Genomic DNA, 24669 nt, shown 5'->3' with positions numbered 1-24669 from the left:
TTGTAAATTTTTAAATTCATTTAATATTGTTAATCAATATAAATTGAGCCGAAAAAATACACCGCGTAATTTTTTGAGTTTTTTAAATTAGTTTAAAATCGCTTGTGGCCTTGAGCCACATACTCAAACTTATATCATCAACGTCAGTTGATAGGTTAAGTTATTAAGGGCGCATGGTGGATGCCTTGGCACTAGGAGCCGATGAAGGACGGGACTAACACCGATATGCTTCGGGGAGCTGTAAGTAAGCTTTGATCCGGAGATTTCCGAATGGGGGAACCCAACTTGTTATGCAAGTTATCACCTAATGAATATATAGTTAGGTTGAAGGTAGACGTTGTGAACTGAAACATCTCATTAGCAACAGGAATAGAAAGAAAAATCGATACCGTCAGTAGCGGCGAGCGAAATCGGTAGAGCCCAAACCAAAGTGCTTGCACTTTGGGGTTGTAGGACTGACATTGTGGAGTTACAAAGTTAACATTTAGCAGAATCAGCTGGGAAGCTGAGCGAGACAGGGTGATAGCCCCGTATGCGAAAAGTGTTGACCTCCCGTCAGGATCCTGAGTACGGTCGGACACGTGAAATCCGGTCGGAATCCGCGAGGACCATCTCGCAAGGCTAAATACTCCCTAGTGACCGATAGTGAACCAGTACCGTGAGGGAAAGGTGAAAAGCACCCCGGAAGGGGAGTGAAAAAGTTCCTGAAACCATGTGCCTACAAGAAGTTAGAGCCCGTTAATGGGTGATAGCGTGCCTTTTGTAGAATGAACCGGCGAGTTACGATACCATGCAAGGTTAAGGTGGAAAGACCGGAGCCGTAGCGAAAGCGAGTCTGAAATGGGCGAATTAGTATGTTGTTGTAGACCCGAAACCAGGTGACCTACCCATGTCCAGGGTGAAGGTGCGGTAAAACGCACTGGAGGCCCGAACCCGTGCATGTTGAAAAATGCTGGGATGAGGTGTGGGTAGCGGTGAAATTCCAATCGAACTTGGAGATAGCTGGTTCTCTCCGAAATAGCTTTAGGGCTAGCCTCGGAATGTAGCGTGTTGGAGGTAGAGCACTGTTTTGGTGCGGGGCCCATCTCGGGTTACCAAATTAAGATAAACTCCGAATGCCAATCACGTATGTCCGGGAGTCAGACAGTGAGTGATAAGATCCATTGTCGAAAGGGGAACAGCCCAGATCGTCAGTTAAGGTCCCTAAGTGTGTGTTAAGTGGAAAAGGATGTGGAGTTGCATAGACAACTAGGATGTTGGCTTAGAAGCAGCCACCATTTAAAGAGTGCGTAATAGCTCACTAGTCGAGTGATTCTGCGCCGAAAATGTACCGGGGCTAAACACACCACCGAAACTACGGGTGCCACGTAAGTGGCGCGATAGGAGAGCGTTCTAAGGGCGATGAAGTCAGACCGTGAGGACTGGTGGAGCGCTTAGAAGTGAGAATGCCGGTATGAGTAGCGAAAGACAGGTGAAATCCTGTCCACCGTATGACTAAGGTTTCCTGGGGAAGGCTCGTCCTCCCAGGGTTAGTCGGGACCTAAGGCGAGGCCGAGAGGCGTAGTCGATGGATAACAGGTTGAGATTCCTGTACCAGGTGAACATGTTTGAACGATGGAGGGACGCAGAAGGCTAACGGATCCCAGCTGCTGGATATGCTGGGTTAAATAATAAGTCTTAGATCGAGTTAAATGCTTTATCTTTTAAGGACAAGTTATGATGAGGACCGAAATAAAGTAGGGAAGTCCGTGATGTCACGCTGCCGAGAAAAGCTTCTAGTTAGTGTTTACCTGCCCGTACCGCAAACCGACACAGGTAGTCGAGGAGAGCATCCTAAGGTGAGCGAGTGAACTCTCGTTAAGGAACTCGGCAAAATGACCCCGTAACTTCGGGAGAAGGGGTGCTCAGCGAAAGCTGAGCCGCAGTGAATAGGCCCAGGCGACTGTTTATCAAAAACACAGGTTTCTGCAAAATCGTAAGATGACGTATAGGGGCTGACGCCTGCCCGGTGCTGGAAGGTTAAAAGGAGTGCTTAGCTTCGGCGAAGGTACGAATTGAAGCCCCAGTAAACGGCGGCCGTAACTATAACGGTCCTAAGGTAGCGAAATTCCTTGTCGGGTAAGTTCCGACCCGCACGAAAGGCGTAACGATCTGGGCACTGTCTCAACGAGAGACTCGGTGAAATTTAAATACCCGTGAAGATGCGGGTTACCCGCGACAGGACGGAAAGACCCCATGGAGCTTTACTGTAGCTTGATATTGAGTGTTTGTGCAGCTTGTACAGCATAGGTAGGAGCCGTAGATACCGGGACGCTAGTTTCGGTGGAGGCGTCATTGGGATACTACCCTCGTTGTATGACCACTCTAACTCGCACCACTAAGCGTGGTGGAAGACAGTGTCTGGCAGGCAGTTTGACTGGGGCGGTCGCCTCCTAAAAGGTAACGGAGGCGCCCAAAGGTTCCCTCAGAATGGTTGGAAATCATTCGCAGAGTGTAAAGGCACAAGGGAGCTTGACTGTGAGACTTACCAGTCGAGCAGGTACGAAAGTAGGGCTTAGTGATCCGGTGGTTCCGCATGGAAGGGCCATCGCTCAACGGACAAAAGCTACCCTGGGGATAACAGGCTTATCTCCCCCAAGAGTCCACATCGACGGGGAGGTTTGGCACCTCGATGTCGGCTCATCGCATCCTGGGGCTGTAGTCGGTCCCAAGGGTTGGGCTGTTCGCCCATTAAAGCGGTACGCGAGCTGGGTTCAGAACGTCGTGAGACAGTTCGGTCCCTATCCGTCGCGGGCGTAGGAAATTTGAGAGGAGCTGCCCTTAGTACGAGAGGACCGGGGTGGACGTACCTCTGGTGTATCAGTTGTTCCGCCAGGAGCATCGCTGAGTAGCTATGTACGGATGAGATAAACGCTGAAAGCATCTAAGTGTGAAACTCGCCTCGAGATGAGATTTCCCATTCTTTATGAAGTAAGACCCCTCAGAGATGATGAGGTAGATAGGCTAGAAGTGGAAGTGCGGCGACGCATGGAGCGGACTAGTACTAATGGTTCGAGGACTTAACCAAGTTGAAAACGTGGTGTAAGGCTCAAACGAAGTTTGATTTACAGATTATGATTCAGTTTTGAGAGAGCTAAAATTTTCTCAATTAAATAACGTGTCGTGATGATGGCATTGAGGTCACACCTGTTCCCATACCGAACACAGAAGTTAAGCTCAATAGCGCCGAAAGTAGTTGGAGGATCGCTTCCTGCGAGGATAGGACGTCGCGATGCACATGGACGTTTAGCTCAGCTGGGAGAGCACCTGCCTTACAAGCAGGGGGTCACACGTTCGATCCCTGTAACGTCCATTATGGGCTTATATGCTAATTGGATAAACACCCCGGCTACGAACCGGGTATTGCAGGTTCGAGTCCTGCTAGGCCCATTAGCAACTTAATATTGCTAATATTCAAGTAATTGAATATTGTTCGGGACGTAGCTCAGCTTGGTAGAGCACCTGGTTTGGGACCAGGGGGTCGCAGGTTCGAATCCTGTCGTCCCGATTAATCGCGGTGTAGCTCAGCTGGCTAGAGCGTCCGGTTCATACCCGGGAGGTCGAGGGTTCGATCCCCCCCGCCGCGATTGGCAGAGATGCCGAAACAATTAAATCATGCGGATGTAGTACAATGGCTAGTGCTCCAGCCTTCCAAGCTGGGAATGCGGGTTCGATTCCCGTCGTCCGCTTCAATGGTTTACGAACGGTCTTACTTCGGTAAGGCCGTTTTTTTGTGCCATTGGACTATACGTAATCACTGTTTTATTATCGTGGAACAACGTATAATCATCTATAGGAGACTGACAGGGGGTTCTAGATTATGGATGAATCAGAAATGCCGTTTGATGCGGATAACTTTATTCCAGCGGATTATGCGGAATTGATTCGACAGTCATATGCTAAGCAAGGGGGCTTGGTACTACCACCGATTGATCAGACTGCGTTGATGATTAACCGTGCTTTAGCGGTGTCAGTCAGCGATGATTTAGTCAAAAAGTATCATGATAACAAGCAAGTTGATGATGACTTCGTTAACATTTTTGTTCGTCAAACGGTGGATTACGCCTTTATCTTGACGAATGAAGTGCCGAACAACTGGACACCAGACAATCTTTTCCAAGCAATGGGCATGACACTGGGTTACTTGGAAGTAGATCGGCAGTATACAGGGTTACTAGTTGAACTAATGGAGGCAATCGTTGAAAATTTGGTGGAACGTGGCCTAATTCGCGATAGTTTCTTTACGCCTGATGTGCGTGCTTGGCTGATGGAGACCGTGCCTGAGTACTTGAATGATTTAGAAGAATCAATTGATGAACCACTCGATGACGAAGAAGTGGAATTGATGCAAAATCTAATGACGGAGCTAGGTCTTGAAGTGACTGAAGATGAGTTGCGTGAGACGAACGTAGATTTCGCTCAAGAAACAACAACTGACGATGATGACCTACGTGTGAAGTTCTTCTTCGAGGTGTTGAATGATAGCGGTATACCGGCGCTATATAAGCAGCACCGCAGCATCCAACCAGTGATTAAGAAGCATATTGCATACCTAAAGGAACACCAAGAGTTGTTGGTGCTAACGGTCATATACGTCGCACCAATGCGCGAGTGGCTTGAAACTCAGATTGAAATGGGCGATTGGGCGGACACGCAATATGCGGTGCGTGACTTCTTTGATGGCTTAAATGGTTTGTTCCTACAGGACGTGGTGACGGTGTCTGAAAATGATGAGCGTATTCACTATACGGCGGAACTGCAAGCACTTATTACGGGTATTCTGGCGCATGAGCCTGATGAGCTAGCTTATTCAGGTGCTGACGGCGAGGTGCCAGACTATGATGACACCATTCACGACTTTATGACGGACTTGGTTGACCGCGATGAGTTAACGCCAGAAGGGTTGGAAACAGCGCAAGCGATTATATCAATGGTTCTGGATGAACTAGCGGTTAAAACACAGGCTAGTTTAGAAGCGATTACGCCTGATATGCTAGGCCGCGTCTTGCGTCAAAAGTTCCAAACCTTTGATTTGTTTGGCTTAGACGGCTTTGAATTCGTTGATGATATTGTGATTGAGTTTGCACGTTGGGCAGCCTCACAAGATTTGATGCCGAAAGCCAATGTTCTCAAGTGGGGCAAAGCGATTGAAACGGTTCAGTTTGATCGTTATGCCTATGCATTAATAGTGGATGCAGCAAATAAGCTGGAGATGGTCGAAATTGGCCAAGATATGCCGGCGATATATTAAGAAAATTTTAGCTGACCTGGATAGGGTCGGCTTTTTCTTTTCGCCTTTGGTATGGTTAAAACAGGAGGATAAACTGATGGTTCAAATCCTGTTATTACTAATTTATATAAGCGATATTTTACTCACACCACTAATTGGTGTACATCCACTTTTGATTATTTTGCCAGCTATTATTGCGACGATGACGTTATATTTCTTCTTAAAACGTGTTTCAACGCGGACTAGTTGTTGTGTCGCGACAGTGATCGTTGTTTTAGCAACCGTAGTCTTGGCTGTTCCGCTTGAACATGCCTACTGGATGGCATTGCAACGCGTCATGCTTGGTCAGTTGTTAGCGGTAATCGTCTTAACGGTGATGACGGTGGGCATGCGTGCCGTTCAACGCTAATCATGACGAAAACCACGTGCTATAATGAAACCACTAAGTATTGAGGAGTTCACAGGACTATGAAGACATTCATTTTTGACGTTGATGGCACATTGTTGAGCACAGAGAGCATGTACATGAAGTCATTGCAATTCACTTTGGAAGCCAACGGTATTCATAAAGAATATGAGGAGCTATACGCCATTTTCGGGTTGCCTTCATTGGATGCGTTGATTAAGTTCAACATCGAAAACCCAGAAGAAATGCAGAAGCAGTGGCAAAGTCACTACCACGATTTCTGGAACGAAGTGAAGCTATTTGACGGCATTCACGACATGTTGGCTGACTTGAAGGCGACCGGGGTTAAGATGGGGATTGTGACCTCTAACACGCCAGAAGAGTTCGCTGATCACGCTGATAACTTTGATATCAACGGCTACTTCGATGATTTCGTCTTTGCGGGTCAAACGCCAAAGATGAAGCCAGCCGCTGATCCGATTTTGAAGTCAATGGCTGATTTGGATGCAACGCCTTCAGAGTCAATTTACATCGGTGATTCAGTACACGACATGCATGCTGCACACAATGCCGGTATTAAGTTTGGAATGGCCTCATGGGGTGTCCGTGATCGCGCTGTCTTTAACGATGAAGCAGATTATATTTTTGAAACACCTGCTGATATCTTAAAGTTGGCTGAAAAGTAAGCGAAAAGACCTGGTCCTTTACCAGGTCTTTTACTTTTTCACTGCTAGTTACCTGAAAAGGCGTCTCAATGTTATAATGAAGACTTAGAAAAAACGAAAGAAGTGAAGATAATGGATAATCGTGCAATTGGTTACATCGATTCTGGTATCGGTGGGTTGACCGTGGTCAAGCAAGCCTTGCTGCAAATTCCTGATGAACAAGTCTACTACGTGGGGGACACGGCGCGTATGCCTTATGGTCCACGCCCACAGGATGAAGTCCTCGGCTTCACTTGGCAAATGGTTAATTATTTGCTGAAGAAGGATATCAAGATGCTGGTCGTGGCGTGCAACACAGCTACTGCGGCCGCACTTCCTGACCTTCAAGCAAAGCTAGACATCCCAGTTGTTGGTGTTATCCAACCTGGTGTCGATGCCGCTTTGCGCAAGTCAACGGACGGTGAAATTGGTGTTATCGCAACGGCCGGAACGGTTAAGTCATTGGCTTACTACAACGGTTTGTTGCAAGGTAACCGTGCAGCAAACGTTGTACAACTTGCCGCACCAGAATTTGTTGATGTGGCCGAAAACCACGACTACACCTCAGAATTTGCCTGCCAAGTGGTTAAGGAAAAGTTGATGTACTTTAAGAACCACCAAGTTGATACGTTGATTCTTGGATGCACGCACTTCCCATTGATGGAAGGCTTCATTCAAGAAGCGATGGGACCTCAAGTAACGTTGGTTAACTCAGGTGCCGAAACGATTTCAACGGTTGTCGAATTCTTGGACAAGTATGATTTGCGTCACGCAGCAGCAAACCCAGCTGATCACACGAACGACGAATACTTTACAACTGGTAGTGTAAAGCGTTTTGCCACGATTGGTGGTCGTTGGTTGGATGATAAGGAAATGACAGTTAAGCACTTGGATATCGTTGGTGATACACTAGTGTTGAACGAATTTGTTACAGACTAAAGTCATAAAGGGGGCCTCATGGCAAAGTTGATTTTTGCGTCAAAGAACGAAGGTAAGGTACGCGAATTCCGCGAGTTCCTAACACCACTTGGTATTGAAGTTGTGTCATTGAACGAATTGGACAATGTACCAGCAATCATTGAAGATGGGACGACATTCCAAGAGAATGCGACGATCAAAGCGGAAACGATTGCGCACGCATTTGGTGTGCCGGTAGTTGCTGAAGATGCCGGTTTGATGGTTGATGCTTTGAATGGTGCACCGGGTGTTCACTCAGCACGTTACGCAGGTGATCATGATGATGCAGCTAACAATGCAAAGTTGTTGCATGAGCTTGAAAGTACACCTGACATTGACCGTACCGCATCATTCCACGCAGTCATCGTGGCAATTAAGCCAGATGGTAAGCGCTTGGTTGCTGCTGGTAAGGTCGATGGTCGCATTTTGCGTGAACCACGCGGTGAAGGTGGCTTTGGGTACGATCCATTATTCTACTACGAGCCATTCGACAAGACGTTGGCCGAATTGACGCCAGCTGAGAAGAATGAAATTTCGCACCGTGGGGCGGCCTTGCGTGAATTTATGACTGAGTTTAAAGACTGGTGGGAGGATTAAATCATGGATTACTTGATTATTTCTGATGCACACGGCGATCGCCAAATTTTGGAGGACGTCGTGAATCACTACCGCGGTAAGGTAAAGGCCATGTTTTACAACGGTGATTCAGAGTTGTCACGCTCTGATGAGTTGTTCAACGACTTATTGCCAGTTATCGGAAACATGGACACAGATCCAATGTTCCCAGATGACCGCGATTACAAGGATGATAACTTCACGGCATACCAAACGCACGGTCACTTGGTACACACTGAGGTATCATTGAACCAATTGCGTGAAGTTGCTTCAGCTAAGGGTGTTGATGTGGTTTTGTCAGGTCACACGCACGTTTTGGGAGCTGAAGAGATTGATGGCCGTCTGTTCATCAACCCAGGTTCAATTTCATTGCCAAAGGGACAATACGCCTACCTTGGTGGGACGTATGCCATTTTGACGGTTGAGCCAGCACAATTTATCGTGCAATTCTACACGCGCGATATGAAGCCAGTAGATGGCCTACGCTTTACGTTTAAGCGTTAATCAAATATAAAGTAAAGAGACCTAGCAGGACGGGTTACCGCCTTGCTAGGTCTCTTTTAGCCTTCTTCTACTTCTGTGACGCCACCGTTGTGCAGGAAGCCGTCATATTCTCTTAGCCGCTGACGAGTTGCCGACAAGAAAAGTCGGGTCAAATGCTCATCAGAAAAATCATCGGTTCTGACGGCATATTCAGAACGATCAGTGTCGTAAACCACCAATGCAGGGAAGTTACGAACACCCATTTCGGCTGCCAAATTTTGATCAGCGCGGAATGCTTGCACAGCAAGGTCGCTATTGCGATCCTCAACAAACATTTCCTGGTCCAATGCCAAATCGTTAACAGTTTGCATCACCAACTCATCAGAATAGGCGTGTCCCTGTAATAGGGCCTGTTGAGTAGCCATCAAGTACTCACGAGCCGCCTTCTTGCCTTGGAATTGTGCCGCCTTAGTATCAACAGCTACTTGATAAAGTGTCTGTGAGACGACGTTCAAATCGTGCAAAGAAGGATGCAATGAGTTTGAGGCTGCCATCGCCGTTTCGCGTGCAGATTGCATCGTCACAACGGGGATAATTTGCATGGCAACTTTTTTATTTGATTGTTCTACGTATGTCGCTAGTTTCTTTTCGGTCTCTAAGCAGTCACCGGAAAGTGGGTTCACGAAGTGGTACACCTCTAACATAATGAGCCACGACCTCCAAAACTTTTCTTATGGATGTGAAAAAATGTCTTTTTCATATCCTCGATTATATTACCTGTTCAAACGGTCGGTGTCTAACTTGCAAGCTTCAAAATTCGCAATATTATCAACTCTTAACCAGATTGCAACAAGTGTCACAAAACTTGTGCGTGAGATGCGGAAGTTTTGTGAATTTTTAACCGTAATAAGCATAGCGCATTTAGACCTAAAATGCTGAAAATTTGTTTCTAATGTCTTGTATTTAGGGCAAAGAATTAGCGGGAAAAAGGCTGGTCGTTTTGCTATAATAGAGGAAGTGAGAAAAAAGTCGGGGGATAACGACATGACACAAATTGAGTGGGAGAAATTACTACAACCGTACGTTCAGGCTGTGGACGAACTTAAGGTCAAGTTACGTGGTATGCGCACGGAATTTGAATTGGCCGGTGTGAAGACGCCGGTTGAGTTTGTGACTGGGCGTGTTAAAGCGATTCCGAATATCGAGGAAAAAGCAGTTCGCCGTCACATCGACCTAGAACGTTTGGAACAAGATATGGAAGATTTGGCGGGGGTCCGAATCATGACGCAGTTCACAGAAGACATCTACAAGATTGTTGATTTGCTGCGCCAACGTAAAGACATGGTAATTTTGGAAGAACGGGATTACGTAACGAATGCTAAGCCATCCGGGTACCGTTCTTACCACATCGTGATTGAGTATCCAGTTCAAACAATCACTGGCGAAAAGAAGATTTTGGCCGAAATTCAAGTACGTACAATGCAAATGAATGTGTGGGCAACGATTGAACACGCGATTAATTACAAGTACGACGGTGAATATACTGAAGAAATGACTGAGAAGTTGCGTGAGGTTGCTGAATTGAGCATCCGCGTTGACGAATTGTTCTCAGAGTTACACAATGGGTTAGACAATCATACCGAGGCCTAATCCAGGTAGCAGGAAAGAAGACGACTAGCATGAAACTAGCAATTTATAGTAACAACGGCGCACAATCAAAAGCTGTTGTTGCCTTATTTAAAGAGAAATTAGCAGAGCGCAATACGGATCGCATTGTCTTTGATGATGAACACCCGGACGTTGTGATTTCTGTCGGTGGTGATGGTACGTTGCTAGGTGCATTCCACCACTACGCCGATCAATTGGCTTTTGTGCGCTTTATAGGTGTGCACACGGGACACTTGGGGTTCTACGCTGACTGGCAACACTTTGAAATCGATGAACTTATCGATAGCTTGGTGGCTGATGAAGAGTCACGTACGGTCAAGTACCCATTGTTGGAAGCTCGCGTTCGTTATACTGATGGACGTGAGGAGCGTGTGTTAGCGTTGAATGAAGCAGCGATCAAGCGTCCTTTGGGAACGTTGGTAGCGGATGTTTATATTCAAGGTGAGCTGTTTGAGCGCTTCCGTGGGGATGGTTTAACAGCCTCAACACCAACTGGTTCAACGGCCTACAACAAGGCTATCGGTGGTGCTGTGATGCACCCAAGTCTTGAAGCAATTCAATTGGCTGAAATCGCCTCAATCAACAGTCGTGTCTTCCGAACACTTGGTTCACCACTGATTATCGGTAGTCACGAAGTTATTCGTGTGCAACTAGAAAATGATGGCGCTGCTGTAACGTTGAGTTTCGACCACTTGAGCAAGATTGCCTCAAACATCGACTGGATTGAGTTCCGTGTCGCCCAAACAAAAATTCAATTTGCTGAGTACCGACACATGCATTTCTGGCATCGTGTCCAATCAAGTTTCATCGGCACGGAGGTAAACTAATGGCCCAATTTAGTTGGACAAACCAAGGCGATGAGACCTTGAAAATTAAGACATTTTTGGCACAACGTGGCGTGTCACACCGCATGTTTTCAATTGTGAAGCGTGGTGGTGGCTCAGTTTTGCTGGACGGTAAGCAAGTGCGTACCGTTGATGAAGTGAAGCCTGGTGATAAGGTCACGATTGTGATGCCTCCTGAAGAGTCAAACGAAGTTGTGGCAATGTCTGATTTACCAATCACGGTTTTGTTTGAAGACGAAAACTGGTTGGTCGTTGAAAAAGAAGCTGGCGTGACGTCAGTACCTGGAAAGGCTGACCGTGAGACCACCATGGTTAACCGTGTAAAGGGATATTTGGCGCGTTCAGGCGCTGAAGACTTGGTGCCACACGTGGTGACGCGTTTGGACCGATTTACGTCAGGGGTCGCTTTGCTTGCCAAGCACCGTTTTGCACACGGCTTGCTGGATAAGCAATTGCAAACACACTCAGTCGACAAGCGTTACTATGCGATTGTTGACGGTGATTTAGAAGATGACTATGGCTTCATTGATGCGCCAATCGGTCGTATGGATGATGACTTTATTCGTCGTGAGGTCCGCGAAGATGGTCGTCCATCTCAAACGGAGTACTGGGTAGTGAAGCGTTTTGGTAACCAAACCTTGGTTCGCGTGCAATTGCACACGGGGCGTACGCACCAAATTCGTGTGCACTTCAAGTACCTTGGTCACCCGTTGATTGGTGACGAAATTTATGGTGGTCCGATGGATCGCGGCATTACCCGTCAAGCGTTGCACGCCTACTGGTTGCGCTTCTACGACCCATTCGCACAAATGGAACGCACGGTACAAAGTGCGCTACCACAAGATATCGTTGATGTCTTGGATGGGTTCCAAGTGACACCAGACGAAAATTAAAAATATAGGGGAGGATAGTTTCATGGCAGATAACATGATGGATGACATCACAGAGGAGATGCGTGATGAACTGTCCGACCAGGCCCACCACCTTGTTCAATATTTGGAACACGGCGAGCGTGAGGCGTTCTTAGACGGCTTTGACGAACTGCACGGTTACGATCAGGCCGTTTTTTATGTGACATTGCCTTCGCAATTACGTCACCAAATTATTGAGTGGTTGACGCCAACTGAATTGGCGGCCGTCTTTGACGAAATCGAGCCAGAAGACGTTGATTTGAACGATTTGCTGGAAGAAATGTCACCACGCTATGCGGCGCAAATGCTGAACCAGATGTACACCGACAACTCGGTAGATTTGTTGGAAGAAGTGGAACCCCGCGAATTAGCAATGTACTTGGCCTTGATGCCAAAGACGGACGCTGATGAAATTCGGCGCTTGTTGAATTATGAAGATGACACGGCCGGTTCTTTGATGGGAACCGAGTTTGTGGCCATCAATCAAAATTTGACAATTGGCCAAGCTATGACGGCCGTGAAGCGCGCTGCCCAAGAAGCTGAGCAAATCACCTACATTTATGTGGTTGATGATGACGAGACGCTAGTTGGTGTTATCTCACTGCGTTCCTTGATTGTTTGGCCGGACGAGGCACGTGTTTCAGAAGTGATGGATACGAACCTGATTACCGTTGAACCCAGCGATGATCAAGAGGATGTCGCCCGTTTGATGGCCGACTATAACTTTGTTTCGATGCCTGTTGTGGTGAAGGACAAGTTAGTCGGAATTATCACAGTTGACGATATCGTGGATGTTATCGATGAAGAGGCTGCCGAAGACTACTCACGCTTGGCCGGTGTCGACGTCGTCACTCTGGAGGAGAATCCCTTTAAGTCGGCGACGAAGCGTTTGCCATGGTTGATTGGCTTGATTTTCTTGGGAATGGGAACAGCCAGTGTCATCAATACATTTGATGGGTTGGTCCAACAAGCATCAATTCTGGCTGTGTTCATTTCGTTGATTACGGGTACCGCCGGTAATGCTGGCACGCAATCGTTGGCCGTGTCAGTGCGTCGAATCGCCTTGCAAGAAACCAGTTCATTGCTTCGGATGTTGTTAACCGAGGTTTTGATTGGTGCAATGATTGGAACGACAGCTGGGGTAACGATTTTCTTAGTCGTTTGGGTCTGGAAAGCAAACTTGCTACTAGGTGTGGCAGTTGGTTTGGCCATGGGTGTCGCCATTTTGGTGGCGAATGTGGCTGGATCATTTATTCCGTTGATTATGGATAAGATTGGGGTGGATCCGGCAGTTGCATCGGGACCATTTATCTCAACACTGTCTGATTTGACGTCAGTTATTATCTATTTCAACATCGCTGGACTATTTATCACTCACTTTGTTAGTGCGTGAAAGTAAGCAAAAGGCTATACTTAATTATAGAAATTTAACGGCTCGTTGCGGGTCGTTTTTTATTTGAAGGTGAAGGATATGAAAAAGAGTATTGGAAAGCTACAGCTATTCCTGCTAGGGGTCTTGAGTGCATTCTCACCACTAGCGATGGATTTGTACTTGCCAGGGTTGCCAGAGTTGCAACAAGATTTACACACATCAACTTCATTGGCGCAAGTGACGATTACGGCGTCACTACTGGGGTTGGCACTAGGACAAGTGATTGTCGGACCGTGGTCTGACCGTATCGGTCGTCGTAAGCCGTTGTTGTGGGGGACAATAGCGTTTGCATTGAGTTCAGCAGCGATTGTCTTTGCACCGAATATTTGGGTGCTAATTGTGCTCCGTTTGGTGCAAGGACTAGCTGGATCAACTGGTATCGTGTTGTCATTGGCTGTGATTACTGATTTGTTTACGGGTAAGACATTGACGCAACAAATCGCGATTAACCAAACGATTAATGGGGTGTTCCCAGTATTGGCACCGGTATTCGGTGGCATCATTATCGCCTGGGCTGATTGGCAAATGACGTTCTGGGTATTGGCGGTGCTTGGTGTGCTCTTGTTCGCTGGCGTACTTTTCTCATTGCCTGAGACGTTGCCAGCTGAAAAGATAGCGCCACAAGAAAAGCAATCTGTTGTAGCAGGGTTCGGTAAGTTGTTTAAGCAACGCCAATTCGTGCTATTCGCGTTGACGCAAGCCTTTATGACGGCGGCCTTGTTCGCCTACATTTCAGGATCATCATTCGTCTTGCAAAAGATTTTTGGCTTGTCAGTGACAACATTTGGGATTGTCTACGCCATTAACGGGGCAGGAATTGCCTTTATGTCGAGCATGTCAGGTCGCTGGGCTGCCAAGTTTGGTGAGTACACGGCCTTGAAGTGGTTTATTCGTGTCGCGTTCATTGGTGGCTTGTGGTTGTTGGCAACGGCCTTTATGCCAAAGTCAATTTGGATGATTTTGCCACCGCTGTTCATCGTTGTTTCAACGGTCGGGGGAATTATTTCTTTGACGACAGCGTTGGGGATGCAAGGACAGCAAGAAAACGCCGGTTCAGCATCAGCGTTGCTTGGTTTGGCACGTTACGCCCTTGGTGGTTTGATGTCACCAATCGTCGGGTTGTTTGGTGAAACGACGTATTTGCCAATGGCAGTGTTGATTGTTGTTGTACAAGTAATTGGTGTCTCAATTTTCAGTCGCATTAAGCGTTAAAAAAGACGGAACCGTAGCTGGTTCCGTCTTTTTGCGTCTAAATGGCTTCATTGTACCCATTAGATGATATGTACAATTATCTATACTTTTAAGCAAGTTACCCGTGAATTTTAACCTGTTATCCAAAATAGTGATTTTGCCATTGAATAATTGGGTAATATTAGTCCATCAAATAAAAAGGAGTTAGCAAGATGTTAATTCAATTGAAGGACTTAACAAAAACAATAAACGGTAAAAACATCGTGGAACTAGTAAATCTCGAAATTGCGGTGGGTCAATTTGTCTCATTGCTAGGAACTAACGGTGCTGGTAAATCAACGACGATTAAAATGATTTTAGGTTTGTTATCACCGACTCGTGGTGAAGTTATATCGGGTCTGCAAAAGCCAATCGGCGTGGTATTTCAACAAAGTATCTTGGATAGTCGGTTGACGGTTGAAAAAAATTTGGCGTTCAGGCAAGCCTTATATTCTGATATTGATAACGTTTGGCGACAGGATTTGCTAGAAAGATTTGAGTTAGAGGATAGCTTGTTGCAAAAGAAGTATGGTGTACTGTCGGGTGGTGAGAAACGCAAGGTGGATATCGTGCGCGCACTGTTGGGAAAGCCGGAATTATTGATATTAGATGAGCCGACCACAGGGCTTGATATTCAAACACGTCAATTAATCTGGCAACAAATTCACAGTTTACGTTCAGAGATGGGAATGTCTGTTTTGTTAACGACACATTATCTTGAAGAAGCCGAAGATGCAGATTTTGTTTATATGATGCAGTCAGGAAGAGTCACGAGAGCTTTGTCACGGCAGGAGCTGAAATCGCGTTTTAAACAGCGACGACTGGTTGTTAACTTAGCTGACGGTACCACGCAAACATTTTCTGGTGTGTTGCCAAATGAGGTGCCGGGAATTTTAGGCAACCAACCGGCTTGGAATGATTTTGATTATCGACCTGTCACGATGGACGATATTTTTGTCAGTTTGGTGAAGGAGGGCACGCATGCTTAGTCTTGTTCGAAGGGAATTGACCTTATATTTCGGTTCGCCTAGCAACGTGTTTATGTCATTATTGGGGGCGTTGATTTCATTTGTTTTGTATTCAGTATTCTTGCAGCACAATTTAGCACAGAGCTTCACACACGTAGTCAATGGACAGGCTGTTTTGGATTTTTGGTTGCTATCAGGAACCATTGCAGTTGCAGGCATTACAACGACGTTTACAGGCATGAGCTTGTTCGTCAGGGACTTAGAATCAGGGACGATTGCTGATTTCTTAGTTAGTGGTGTGTCAAAAGTTAGAATTCGGCTGAGTTATTTGATTTCAACGTACATGATTGGCGTATTGATGCAATTGATTGTGTTTATTGTGATATTTGGTTACTTTGCTAGTGTTGATAAAATCACTTTATCATTAACTCAAATGGGACAAGCTGTTGGTTTGATTATATTTACTAGTGTTTTGTGGGTGATGCTAAATGCCTTGTTAACCTTCCCAGTAAATAGTAGTGATACTTTGGGACGAATGGGATCGATTATCGGAACCGCGGCAGGGTTCTTTGCGACCGTCTATATTCCAGTAGGGACTTTGAGCCGGGGGGCCCAGAACGTTATTGGTCTGACACCTGCTCCTTATGTATCGACGTTGTTTAGACAGGTTTTAATACCGCAATCAAGTTTGCCTAGCGACGTAAAAGACCTACTGGGATTGACGTTCACAATTAATCGCGTTACGCTCGAATCATCAAACGTGTTGCTGCTCATCGTTGCAGTATTTTTGCTTGTTTATACTGCATTTTTGGGCGTTGCCGTATTACGTAGAAGGGATTCAAATATGATATGAAGATTCGGGTAGAGTTGGATCGAACAATGGCAGCGGATGAACTTGTTATTAAAGCAGCGACACTTTCAGCTGATGTTGCACATATTGTGCAGATGGTTGAACAAGACACAGCGCAACGTCGAATCGCGATTCCAACTGAAGATCGGACGATGTTGAAAAATTTCGATGAGATTATTGCTATTTCGGTGACGGGTGAAACGTTAACGTACTATACGAATGAAGAAAACTTGGTTGCCCATGGCACACTCAAAATGATTCTCCAAAAATTAGATGCGAATCTGTTTGTACAAGTGTCTAAGCAGAATGTCATTAACTTAGACGGCTTGCTATCGCTCGAAGCTGGCTTCAGCGGTAGCATGGTGGCGGTTATGCGACGAGGCATTAAGATAGATGTCAGTCGACGTTATTTGCCAGAACTCAAGCGACACTTGGGGTTATAGGAGGGCAACATGAAAATACTAATTGATATGCTTCGCCGGTGGGTTATTGGCGATTTAATCGGCTCGCTGGTTATGATGATTTTGATTATCCTCACCGGTCCTCAAGTCACATTACAACGTTCAGAAGTCATTGCGGTTCTTGTAATGAGTGGATTTATTGGCTTGTATTCAGCGTTGTTCCGATATCTTGATATTGCTTTTTACCAACTTTTCGTGTTGCATTTTGTGTTAACCGTGACCACCGTTATTTTAACTAACAGGTATTTTGATGCAATCAAATTGACAGTTCACTTTGAAATTGGGTACACGTTGCTTATTTATTTCATTATATGGATTGGCATGTGGTGGTGGGAACGCGATGATCGCCGTCGAATCAATAATCAAATAAAAAAGCGACAACGAACTGACTAGCGTTTTCAGCACATTAATGCTGGAACGCAATTAAGTGATAGTCACGCTTAAATGATTCGCTATGAAAAAAGACGGCGCATGTGCGTCGTCTTTTTTGCTGTCATTAATTTGATGATGGTTGTGGCATGAATGGCTTTAGGACATTCGCAAAGTTTTCGATATTCAATGATTGAATCAAAATCTTTCCGGTTCCGTTAAATGTATTCACGACACCTTCACCAGTGCCGATTGAACCAATGACACCGCCACCTTCAAGGTGAATGTCATAGTTCAATGATGTTTCCCACGCAACCACGTGAGCGTTGTCGATGGTGAAGTCGTGGGCATCTTGCAAATCAATTTCCTTGATTGATCCGAATGCAGCGACCAACAATGTCCCCTCACCGCTCGTCTTCATAACGAACAAGCCACCTTGGCCACCAAAGAAGGCGCGGCCCAATGATTGGCGTTCCATTGAGTATTGCACTGTACCGTCCATTGCAAGGAAGGCTGAGTCGTTCAAGTAGTAAGTCTTGTCAGGTGTGACTTCCAACGCTTGAATGGCACCAGGTACATTAGGGGCGAGGGCCAACTCACCACCTTGAGAACCAGCAGTAACTTCAGTGATGAAGACTGATTCACCGCTGACCATTGAACGACCGGCAGCACGGATCAACTTGCCGATACCTGAGCCACCGTTTGCGTTCAAACGACCTTTAAGCTCAGTGTCGCCAGTGTGATAAACCATCGCACCACTTTGAATTCGTACCGTTTCGTTTGGTAACAAGTCATAGCTGACCAACGGGAATTGCATATTAGATTCGATCTTGTAATCCATTTTTGTTTGCCTCGATATATTTTTATAGTGTTAGTATATCGAAATTGTAACTGAAAAGCTTATAACAATGCTTATTCCGAATGTGAATCAGAAATAATTATTTTAGGTAACCCTTTTTACGTGCAAAGTTTTGGAAGGTTGGGTATTATACTCACATAAAGTAATAAATAAAAATATTGAAACAGACAAAAGAGGGTTGTTAGTTATGAAGACTCACCACATTTCATTGTTGACTGGCGATGCCAAGTTGAATGCAGATTACTACGTTGGCGTATTGGGAATGCGTTTTATCAAGAACTCAGTTAACCAAGCCAACCCAAAGAACCGTCACGTTTACTACGGTGACTTTATGGGAACACCAGGAACGGTTATTACGTTCTTCCCAATTGACGATTTGCGCGACCGCACTGACGGTAAGATGTTCTTCTCAGGCATCCACTACTCAATTCCTGAGGGATCAACGCAATACTGGTTGGACCGTTTTGCAGAAAAGGGTTTGAAGGCTGAAGTTGACGCAATGGGACGTATCCGCACGGCCGATTACGAAGACTTGCCAATCCGTATGCAAGAAACTGAAGGCAAGAACTTCGACTGGCACATCAACTACATGTCAGATGTCCCTGCAGAATTCCAAATCACTGGTGTTATCGGTGCTGAATTGCACGTGCCAGATGTTGCTGCAACTGGCCGCTTCTTCGAAGATTTGTTGGAAATCCCAGTTAAGGGGAACATCATTGACTTGGAAGGCGTTGAAGCTATCGAATTGGTTCAAACTGCTGAAGATGCACCTGAGTCACGCTTTGGAAAGGGTTCAACTGACCACTACGCTTTGGGTGTTGAGTCAGAAGAAGACTTGAAGTACTTCTGGGAGCGCGCAAAGGCTTTGGGTTACAAGCGTGAAGTCTTTATCGACCGTGGATACTTCCGTTCAGCATACTTCATCGAGCCTGGTGGAAACCGTGTTGAGTTGGCTACGACGAACCCAGGATTCACGTTGGACGAATCATTGTTCGATTTGGGTACGACGTTCGCTTTGCCACCACGTTTCGAGGCATCACGTCAAGAATTGCTTGACCACTACGCAAAGAAGGGTGTTTTCTTTGACGAAGTAAAGCCTTACACGGGAACTGGTCACTTGGAGAACGACGGTAAGATCCGTGCTATCCACGACGAAAAGGGCAGCACACGTAACGATTAATAGTGTTAACTAATGAAGAGATCACACTTTCGGGTGTGGTCTTTTTTTATTGTTAATTTTTGAAAATTCACGGTAAATTGATAAATACGTCATTCACAAAGCGTCGTAGTATGGTATAGTGTGTCCGTAAAAATAAAAGTCTAGGGGGGCTCTTTATGAAAACGGCAATTTTTGAAAAGCCAGGGCAAATGTCGGTACAGACAGTTGACAAGCCAGCGATTGAAAACAATGATGATGTCATTATCAAGGTGGTTCGTGCTTGTGTCTGTGGCTCTGACCTTTGGGCGTATGCTAATGGGGATGAAAAGCCAGAACATTCAGTGAACGATGGTCACGAAGCGATTGGGATTGTAGAGGAAGTTGGATCTGAGATTACAACGGTGCAACCGGGCGATTTTGTGATTGTGCCTTTCACACACGGTTGTGGTGAATGCGATGCTTGTCGTGCTGGTTTTGATGGCACGTGTGATCGTCACGTGGCGCCAACAAATTGGTCAAACGGCTTCCAATCTGAGTACATTCGCTTCCACTATGCTAATTGGGCGCTGATCAAGGTTCCGGGTCAACCATCGGATTACTCTGAAGGAATGATTAAGTCGCTGCTGACTTTAGCTGATGTGATGCCAACCGGTTATCACGCTGCACGGTCTGCTAATGTTAAGCCAGGTGACAAAGTGGTTGTTATTGGCGATGGTGCAGTCGGACAATGTGCGGTTATCGCTGCCAAGATGCGCGGGGCCTCACAAATTGTGATGATGAGTCGACATGAAGATCGTCAACAAATGGCATTACAATCAGGTGCAACGGCGGTTGTGGCTGAGCGTGGTGAAGAAGGAATTGCTAAGGTCCGCGAAGTGCTTGGTGGCGGTGCAGATGCTGTTCTTGAATGTGTTGGAACTGAAGCGGCTGTCGAACAAGCCTTTGGCGTTCTCCATAATGGTGGTCGTATTGGTGCAGTTGGTGTACCACACTACCACAAGTACCAACTAGGGGATACATTCTTCCAAAATATTGCATTTGCTGGTGGTTCAGCATCTGTTACGACATATGATAAGGAATTCCTACTAAAAGAGGTGTTGGACGGCAATATCAATCCAGGACGTGTCTTTACCAATACGTACGCGTTAGATGATGTTAACCAGGCTTACCAGGATATGCAAAATCGTAAGAGTATTAAGTCAATGTTGGTGGTGGCTGACTAAAGTCATATAATAACTTTTCGTTATAGTTCACCATAAAACAAAGGTATTGGTAATGGTCTGGCCGCACATGTTATTATTGCGGTACGGATGATGTTTACCTTATGTAAGGATTGTCTTTTAGACTGTTTATTGTGAAATATGATAAAAAGGAGTGACAAAATGACGATTGAAAATAAAGTTGTTGTTATTGCAGGTGCGTCATCTGGTATCGGTGCTGCAACCGCTAAGCTACTTGCTTCAAAGGGAGCCAAGTTGGTTTTGGGGGCGCGACGCGAGGAACGTTTGGCGGAAATTGCATCCGAAATTGGTGGCGATAACGTTATTTATCAAGCAACTGATGTGACGGATAAGGATCAAGTTAAGGCTTTGATTGACCTAGCCGTAGAAAAGTTTGGCCGTTTGGATGTTTTGTACAACAATGCTGGTATCATGCCACGTGAAAAGTTGGCAGACGCAAAGTTTGAAAACTGGGAAAAGGAAATCAACATTAACATTATGGGTGTTTTGCATGGTATTGCAGCTGCATTGCCAATTATGCAAGAACAAAATGATGGGTTGATTATCACAACCGACTCTGTTGCTGGCCACGTTGTTTATCCTGAATTAGCTGTTTACAACGGAACGAAGTATGCTGTTCGTGCTATCATGGAAGGCCTTCGTCAAGAAGAGCGCTTGCATGGTATCCGTTCAACGATTGTTTCACCAGGTTCAGTGGGAACTGAGTTGATGAGCACTTTGGATAATCCTGAAATGCAAGCAGCGATGGATGAAATGTTTAAGCATGTCTCACAAGAAGAGATGCGTATGAATGTGTTGGATCCAGAAGATATTGCCAATGCAGTGGCGTATGTTGTAAATCAACCAAAGCACGTGTCAATTACGGATATGATTATTCGTCCGACGGCTCAAGAAGTCTAAATTTACTGGCGCCTAACAGTGATGTTGGGTGCTTTTTATTTTGGGAGGTTAGGCGAGTATTGGATTGACTTATGTTGCAACAAAGGAAATGGTCGCGGTTATAATGCGTTTATAGAATAGGTAATATGGAGATGAATCATATGACGGAAACGCAATATTTGAACCGTGAAGAATTGCTTTCTTTGAATGAACAAGCAGTGCTTGAGTTTGGTGGCAATGCTGGTATTCAATCACCGCGGGCCTTTGAAGTTGTGATTGAACAGCCGAAGCAGGTTGTATTTGGACAAGAAGTTTATCCGGCCATTTGGTTGAAAGCTGCCTACATGATGCAACAAATTATTAAGACGCCAGTGTTTGTTGATGGCAGCAAGCGAACTGCGGGACTTGTGGTTTTGAGCTTCTTGCAGGAAAATGGGTATCAACCGGTGGGTGAGGATTATAACGAAGTTGCTCGGAAGTTTATTTTTGAGATGGTGCAACGAGATAATTCCGAAGATACGATGAAGTCGATTGCTGAGTGGTTATCGAACCACTTCACCGAAATCAAGTAAGGGTACGGAGCTGGATATGGCAAAAGTTATTGATGCGCTTTCGATTAGAGACATGACGCTCGTTGCGTTAGATGAAGATTTACCAATGGACACGAAGATTGGTAACTCTGTTCGTTTAAACGGCAAAATTGTTCATATATACGATATACCGGCCTATGATTTAGCCCCTGTTCATAATGTGCTAATTTTGGGTGTTAAGGTTGAAGTTGGCGATGAAATTATGTTTGAAAAATAACGTTAGTGAAAAGTTGCAAGGTTTGATAAGGTAAAACAAAACCCATTTGGAGAGTGACTGACATGTATGATAAGCAAAAATTGATTGACCTTGTATACGAAAACTCGGCAACTCACGAAACTTATCCATTCAATAAGTCCACATCACATGAAAATATTATTTGGACCGTTATGAAGCATAACGGCAGCGACAAAATCACGGCAATGATCTTTGAACGCGAGGATGTTTTGTATTTATCGTTGAAGCTGACACCTGATCACGTGGACGAAATGATTAAAACACGTGGTGTAGACCGTGGCTATCATATGAATAAGCAACATTGGGTAACGATTAACGTTAATGATACTGATTTAACGGAGCAGGAAATCTTGGGGATGCTGGCCGAGAGTGATGCGCTTACCAAGTGATGGTCACAGTTAAGCGCTTAAGCTTGACCAAGACAAACGCTTCTGTCATACTACACTTACTAAAAGAACACGGGGTAAGGTCCATTGCGCAATTAAGCTGATTTCATAATGATAGTGAGTTATCAATGAGATTGGTTTTAGTGTGGACTTTAGCGTGTTTGATGAACATGCTTTTTAGAGTGCCTCCAGTCTCATTGTGGTGAGATTGGAGGCTTTTATGTTAGAAGGACAAATTCAAAATGTTGTAAAGACTATCGATGGTGAAACGCTGTTTGAGATTGATCATCTGACCATTCCGACCACAGGCGTTGTTGCGATTGTTGGTGAAAACGGTGCTGGTAAGACGACGTTGCTCAACATGCTGCAGGGTATTGATACGGATTATACTGGTCAGATTAATCTACCGGGGTATGTGGCGACAGTGCCACAAATCAATGATATCGTGGGTGAATCTGGTGGTGAAATGACGCAACGGCTGATTCGTCAAGCCATTTCGGAGCGTCCTGACATCTTGATTTTAGACGAGCCAACTTCACACTTGGATGTTGATCATCACAAGTGGTTGGTAAAGACGATTTAACGGTTTAAAGGATTGGCGATTGTTGTATCTCACAATCGTGCCTTTTTGCGTGAGGTGGCGACCGTCGTTTGGTCATTTGAAAACGGTGCGGTTACGGCATTCAATAGTAGTTATGATGACTACTTAGCTGCCACTGCCTCAAAACGAAAAGCTCAGATGCAAGACTATAAGCAAGTTACAAGCGAAAAGAAACGATTAGCCCAGCGAGCGCAAGTAGCCGGCGAAAAGTCGGCTCGAGCAAAGAAAATTAACCCCCACAAGCACAGCCACGCTGAAATTGAGGCGATGAAATCGGGGTTAAATGGGGTTGAAAAAGGGTTTTCACAACAAAAGAAAGCGTTGAATAGTCGCATTGAACGTCTTGGCAAGGTTGAGAAGCCGGTTGATGCCACTAAACTAACGTTGCAAAATCCGCTTAATGTTCGATCGGGTAAGCCGGTTTTAACCGCTTTGAATTTGCAGGTTATGCAAGGAGATAATCTGTTGATTGAGAACGTGACGTTCAAAATTGAAACCGGACACCGCATCGCAATTGTTGGACCGAATGGATCGGGTAAATCAACACTCATTCAGCACTTGTTGTCAGGAGCACCCGGCGTAACACATGCTGATAATCTGCGAGTGAGCGTGGCCAACCAAGACTTAAGTCAGCTAGATACGACGAAAACGGCGTTACAAAATGTCATGATGACCAGTACCGAGTCTGAACAGGTAGCCCGTAATTTCTTGGGTGCGATGGGGATTCGCTTAATGCGGGTCAATGAAATGGTTGGCCAAATGAGCGGTGGTGAGCGCGTCCGTGTTGCTCTGGTAAAAGCATTGCTACAGACGAGTGAGTTGTTGGTGCTAGATGAACCGACCAATTATTTGGACATTCCAGCCTTAGAAGCCTTAACGGCGTATCTGCAAGAGACCAAACAAGCTGTACTGTTCGTTTCGCACGATGAACAGTTTGTGGCTGATGTTGCGACTGACGTTTGGCAGATTGTGGATGGACGTTTGGTGCTGCAAGACTAAAACCGATATAACCTTTTCAAATCTCATAAAAGCGTGCATAATGTTACTTGCTAAAAATAAGTGGAGGGTTCTAACATGCGTTCTGAACAACCAGGTGGGTGCACAGCATAGTGTTGATGCTGTGGACTTTATCAAGTAAACATCGTCAGCACTCGTTAAATTCAACAATGATTACTGAATTTTGAGTCTGTACGAATGGAGTTATTATGTTTTACATTTTGGGATTATTAGGTGGCTTTGCGGTTTCAAACCAAAGCCCAATTAACGCGCGTTTGGGTGGTGCTTTGAAGTCGCCATTCCGCGCCGCATTCTTGAGTTTTTCACTAGGTGTGATTTTCTTGGGATTGATCGCATTTATTCAAAACCCACATTTCTTGGGCGACATCATCGCGCTAACGAAGACAAACCAACCATGGTGGGTCTACTCAGCGGGAATCTTCTCAATGCTTTACCAAACGTCAAACATTTTGCTTTTTAAGAATGTTGGTGCGGTTAAGACAGTTGTTCTACCAACACTGGGACAAGTTGTGATGTCAATGATGATTTAAACCC

26 protein-coding genes, 5 tRNA genes and 2 rRNA genes are annotated in these 24669 nt (G+C 45.4%); 31 read left to right on the top strand and 2 right to left on the bottom strand.

The annotated features are described in order from the left end of the window. Positions 1 to 153: 153 nt before the first annotated feature. From OIT45_RS00300 to OIT45_RS00240, 13 genes are all read left to right on the top strand, one after another. Positions 154 to 3067: ribosomal RNA gene (locus tag OIT45_RS00300) — 23S ribosomal RNA — on the top strand. Between the two features lie 91 nt (positions 3068 to 3158). Further along, a 5S ribosomal RNA gene (gene rrf / locus OIT45_RS00295) occupies positions 3159 to 3275 on the top strand. A gap of 4 nt (positions 3276 to 3279) precedes the next feature. Further along, positions 3280 to 3352: transfer RNA gene (locus OIT45_RS00290), tRNA-Val, on the top strand. Positions 3353 to 3356: 4 nt separating this feature from the next. After that, positions 3357 to 3429: transfer RNA gene (locus tag OIT45_RS00285), tRNA-Arg, on the top strand. Between the two features lie 44 nt (positions 3430 to 3473). Beyond that, a tRNA-Pro gene (locus OIT45_RS00280) sits at positions 3474 to 3547 on the top strand. Positions 3548 to 3552: 5 nt separating this feature from the next. Continuing rightward, positions 3553 to 3626 (top strand) — tRNA-Met (locus tag OIT45_RS00275). Positions 3627 to 3656: 30 nt separating this feature from the next. Next, a tRNA-Gly gene (locus OIT45_RS00270) sits at positions 3657 to 3728 on the top strand. 131 nt (positions 3729 to 3859) lie between these two features. Next, positions 3860 to 5290 (top strand): hypothetical protein, encoded by a 1431-nt coding sequence (locus tag OIT45_RS00265; protein ID WP_199404683.1) that lies wholly within the window; start codon positions 3860 to 3862, stop codon positions 5288 to 5290. A 76-nt stretch (positions 5291 to 5366) separates the two neighbouring features. Beyond that, entirely contained in the window at positions 5367 to 5678 is a 312-nt protein-coding gene (locus tag OIT45_RS00260; protein WP_161691420.1) for a hypothetical protein, read from the top strand. A 59-nt stretch (positions 5679 to 5737) separates the two neighbouring features. Next, the gene (locus OIT45_RS00255) at positions 5738 to 6361 is read left to right on the top strand and encodes an HAD family hydrolase (RefSeq protein ID WP_199404684.1); all 624 of its coding nucleotides are present in this window, start codon (positions 5738 to 5740) and stop codon (positions 6359 to 6361) included. Between the two features lie 111 nt (positions 6362 to 6472). Continuing rightward, positions 6473 to 7318 (top strand): glutamate racemase, encoded by an 846-nt coding sequence (racE, locus tag OIT45_RS00250; protein ID WP_264339747.1) that lies wholly within the window; start codon positions 6473 to 6475, stop codon positions 7316 to 7318. 18 nt (positions 7319 to 7336) lie between these two features. Then, a complete protein-coding gene (locus OIT45_RS00245) occupies positions 7337 to 7933 on the top strand; it encodes an XTP/dITP diphosphatase (RefSeq protein WP_199404686.1) in 597 nt (198 codons plus the stop codon). A 3-nt stretch (positions 7934 to 7936) separates the two neighbouring features. Beyond that, the gene (locus tag OIT45_RS00240) at positions 7937 to 8455 is read left to right on the top strand and encodes a YfcE family phosphodiesterase (RefSeq protein WP_199404687.1); all 519 of its coding nucleotides are present in this window, start codon (positions 7937 to 7939) and stop codon (positions 8453 to 8455) included. A gap of 56 nt (positions 8456 to 8511) precedes the next feature. Here the strand turns inward: OIT45_RS00240 and OIT45_RS00235 are convergent, their stop codons facing one another. After that, positions 8512 to 9138: a DsbA family protein gene (locus OIT45_RS00235; protein WP_199404688.1), complete on the bottom strand. Its 627-nt coding sequence runs from the start codon at positions 9136 to 9138 to the stop codon at positions 8512 to 8514. Positions 9139 to 9478: 340 nt separating this feature from the next. On the opposite strand from OIT45_RS00235, the gene OIT45_RS00230 reads away from it, so the two are divergent. From OIT45_RS00230 to OIT45_RS00190, 9 genes are all read left to right on the top strand, one after another. Further along, a complete protein-coding gene (locus OIT45_RS00230; RefSeq protein WP_056973359.1) occupies positions 9479 to 10084 on the top strand; it encodes a GTP pyrophosphokinase family protein in 606 nt (201 codons plus the stop codon). 29 nt (positions 10085 to 10113) lie between these two features. Continuing rightward, the gene (locus OIT45_RS00225; protein ID WP_003608012.1) at positions 10114 to 10929 is read left to right on the top strand and encodes an NAD kinase; all 816 of its coding nucleotides are present in this window, start codon (positions 10114 to 10116) and stop codon (positions 10927 to 10929) included. Further along, entirely contained in the window at positions 10929 to 11840 is a 912-nt protein-coding gene (locus OIT45_RS00220; RefSeq protein ID WP_199404689.1) for an RluA family pseudouridine synthase, read from the top strand. The genes OIT45_RS00225 and OIT45_RS00220 overlap by 1 nt, the downstream gene beginning before the upstream one ends. Positions 11841 to 11862: 22 nt before the next feature. Next, a complete protein-coding gene (mgtE, locus tag OIT45_RS00215; protein ID WP_242458296.1) occupies positions 11863 to 13251 on the top strand; it encodes a magnesium transporter in 1389 nt (462 codons plus the stop codon). A 78-nt stretch (positions 13252 to 13329) separates the two neighbouring features. Beyond that, complete coding sequence (locus OIT45_RS00210) at positions 13330 to 14502, top strand: multidrug effflux MFS transporter (RefSeq protein ID WP_135797689.1); 1173 nt, start codon at positions 13330 to 13332, stop codon at positions 14500 to 14502. A gap of 191 nt (positions 14503 to 14693) precedes the next feature. Then, entirely contained in the window at positions 14694 to 15509 is an 816-nt protein-coding gene (locus OIT45_RS00205; RefSeq protein ID WP_199404690.1) for an ABC transporter ATP-binding protein, read from the top strand. Then, positions 15502 to 16341, top strand: coding sequence for an ABC transporter permease (locus OIT45_RS00200; protein WP_199404691.1), 840 nt, complete (start codon positions 15502 to 15504; stop codon positions 16339 to 16341). Before OIT45_RS00205 ends, OIT45_RS00200 begins: the two co-directional genes overlap by 8 nt. Next, positions 16338 to 16781 carry a LytTR family DNA-binding domain-containing protein gene (locus tag OIT45_RS00195; protein WP_199404692.1) on the top strand — a complete coding sequence of 148 codons (444 nt, stop codon included), beginning with the start codon at positions 16338 to 16340 and terminating at the stop codon, positions 16779 to 16781. Before OIT45_RS00200 ends, OIT45_RS00195 begins: the two co-directional genes overlap by 4 nt. A gap of 9 nt (positions 16782 to 16790) precedes the next feature. Continuing rightward, positions 16791 to 17192 (top strand): DUF3021 family protein, encoded by a 402-nt coding sequence (locus tag OIT45_RS00190; RefSeq protein WP_199404693.1) that lies wholly within the window; start codon positions 16791 to 16793, stop codon positions 17190 to 17192. A 103-nt stretch (positions 17193 to 17295) separates the two neighbouring features. On the opposite strand, the gene OIT45_RS00185 is transcribed toward OIT45_RS00190, so the two are convergent. Continuing rightward, complete coding sequence (locus OIT45_RS00185) at positions 17296 to 18009, bottom strand: TIGR00266 family protein (RefSeq protein ID WP_199404694.1); 714 nt, start codon at positions 18007 to 18009, stop codon at positions 17296 to 17298. Positions 18010 to 18214: 205 nt separating this feature from the next. On the opposite strand from OIT45_RS00185, the gene OIT45_RS00180 reads away from it, so the two are divergent. From OIT45_RS00180 to OIT45_RS00140, 9 genes are all read left to right on the top strand, one after another. Further along, the gene (locus OIT45_RS00180; RefSeq protein WP_199404695.1) at positions 18215 to 19207 is read left to right on the top strand and encodes a VOC family protein; all 993 of its coding nucleotides are present in this window, start codon (positions 18215 to 18217) and stop codon (positions 19205 to 19207) included. Between the two features lie 155 nt (positions 19208 to 19362). Beyond that, positions 19363 to 20409, top strand: coding sequence for a zinc-binding dehydrogenase (locus tag OIT45_RS00175; protein WP_199404696.1), 1047 nt, complete (start codon positions 19363 to 19365; stop codon positions 20407 to 20409). Between the two features lie 159 nt (positions 20410 to 20568). Next, positions 20569 to 21327, top strand: coding sequence for an SDR family oxidoreductase (locus tag OIT45_RS00170; protein WP_264330328.1), 759 nt, complete (start codon positions 20569 to 20571; stop codon positions 21325 to 21327). Positions 21328 to 21467: 140 nt separating this feature from the next. Next, the gene (locus OIT45_RS00165; RefSeq protein ID WP_199404698.1) at positions 21468 to 21878 is read left to right on the top strand and encodes a type II toxin-antitoxin system death-on-curing family toxin; all 411 of its coding nucleotides are present in this window, start codon (positions 21468 to 21470) and stop codon (positions 21876 to 21878) included. Positions 21879 to 21894: 16 nt separating this feature from the next. Next, a complete protein-coding gene (locus OIT45_RS00160; RefSeq protein ID WP_264330327.1) occupies positions 21895 to 22113 on the top strand; it encodes a hypothetical protein in 219 nt (72 codons plus the stop codon). A 62-nt stretch (positions 22114 to 22175) separates the two neighbouring features. Then, the gene (locus OIT45_RS00155; protein WP_199404700.1) at positions 22176 to 22520 is read left to right on the top strand and encodes an MmcQ/YjbR family DNA-binding protein; all 345 of its coding nucleotides are present in this window, start codon (positions 22176 to 22178) and stop codon (positions 22518 to 22520) included. A gap of 217 nt (positions 22521 to 22737) precedes the next feature. Next, complete coding sequence (locus tag OIT45_RS00150) at positions 22738 to 23100, top strand: ATP-binding cassette domain-containing protein (RefSeq protein ID WP_264330326.1); 363 nt, start codon at positions 22738 to 22740, stop codon at positions 23098 to 23100. A 12-nt stretch (positions 23101 to 23112) separates the two neighbouring features. Then, positions 23113 to 24117, top strand: coding sequence for an ATP-binding cassette domain-containing protein (locus OIT45_RS00145; RefSeq protein ID WP_264330325.1), 1005 nt, complete (start codon positions 23113 to 23115; stop codon positions 24115 to 24117). Positions 24118 to 24323: 206 nt separating this feature from the next. Next, positions 24324 to 24665, top strand: coding sequence for a DMT family transporter (locus OIT45_RS00140; RefSeq protein WP_264330324.1), 342 nt, complete (start codon positions 24324 to 24326; stop codon positions 24663 to 24665). The last annotated feature ends 4 nt before the right edge of the window (positions 24666 to 24669 follow it).

Origin of the sequence: Weissella sp. LMG 11983 (genome assembly GCF_025908495.1) — a bacterium.
Taxonomy (GTDB): domain Bacteria; phylum Bacillota; class Bacilli; order Lactobacillales; family Lactobacillaceae; genus Weissella; species Weissella fermenti.
The sequence above is the reverse complement of the archived record's forward strand: the minus strand, read 5'-3'. Positions and strand labels throughout refer to the sequence as shown.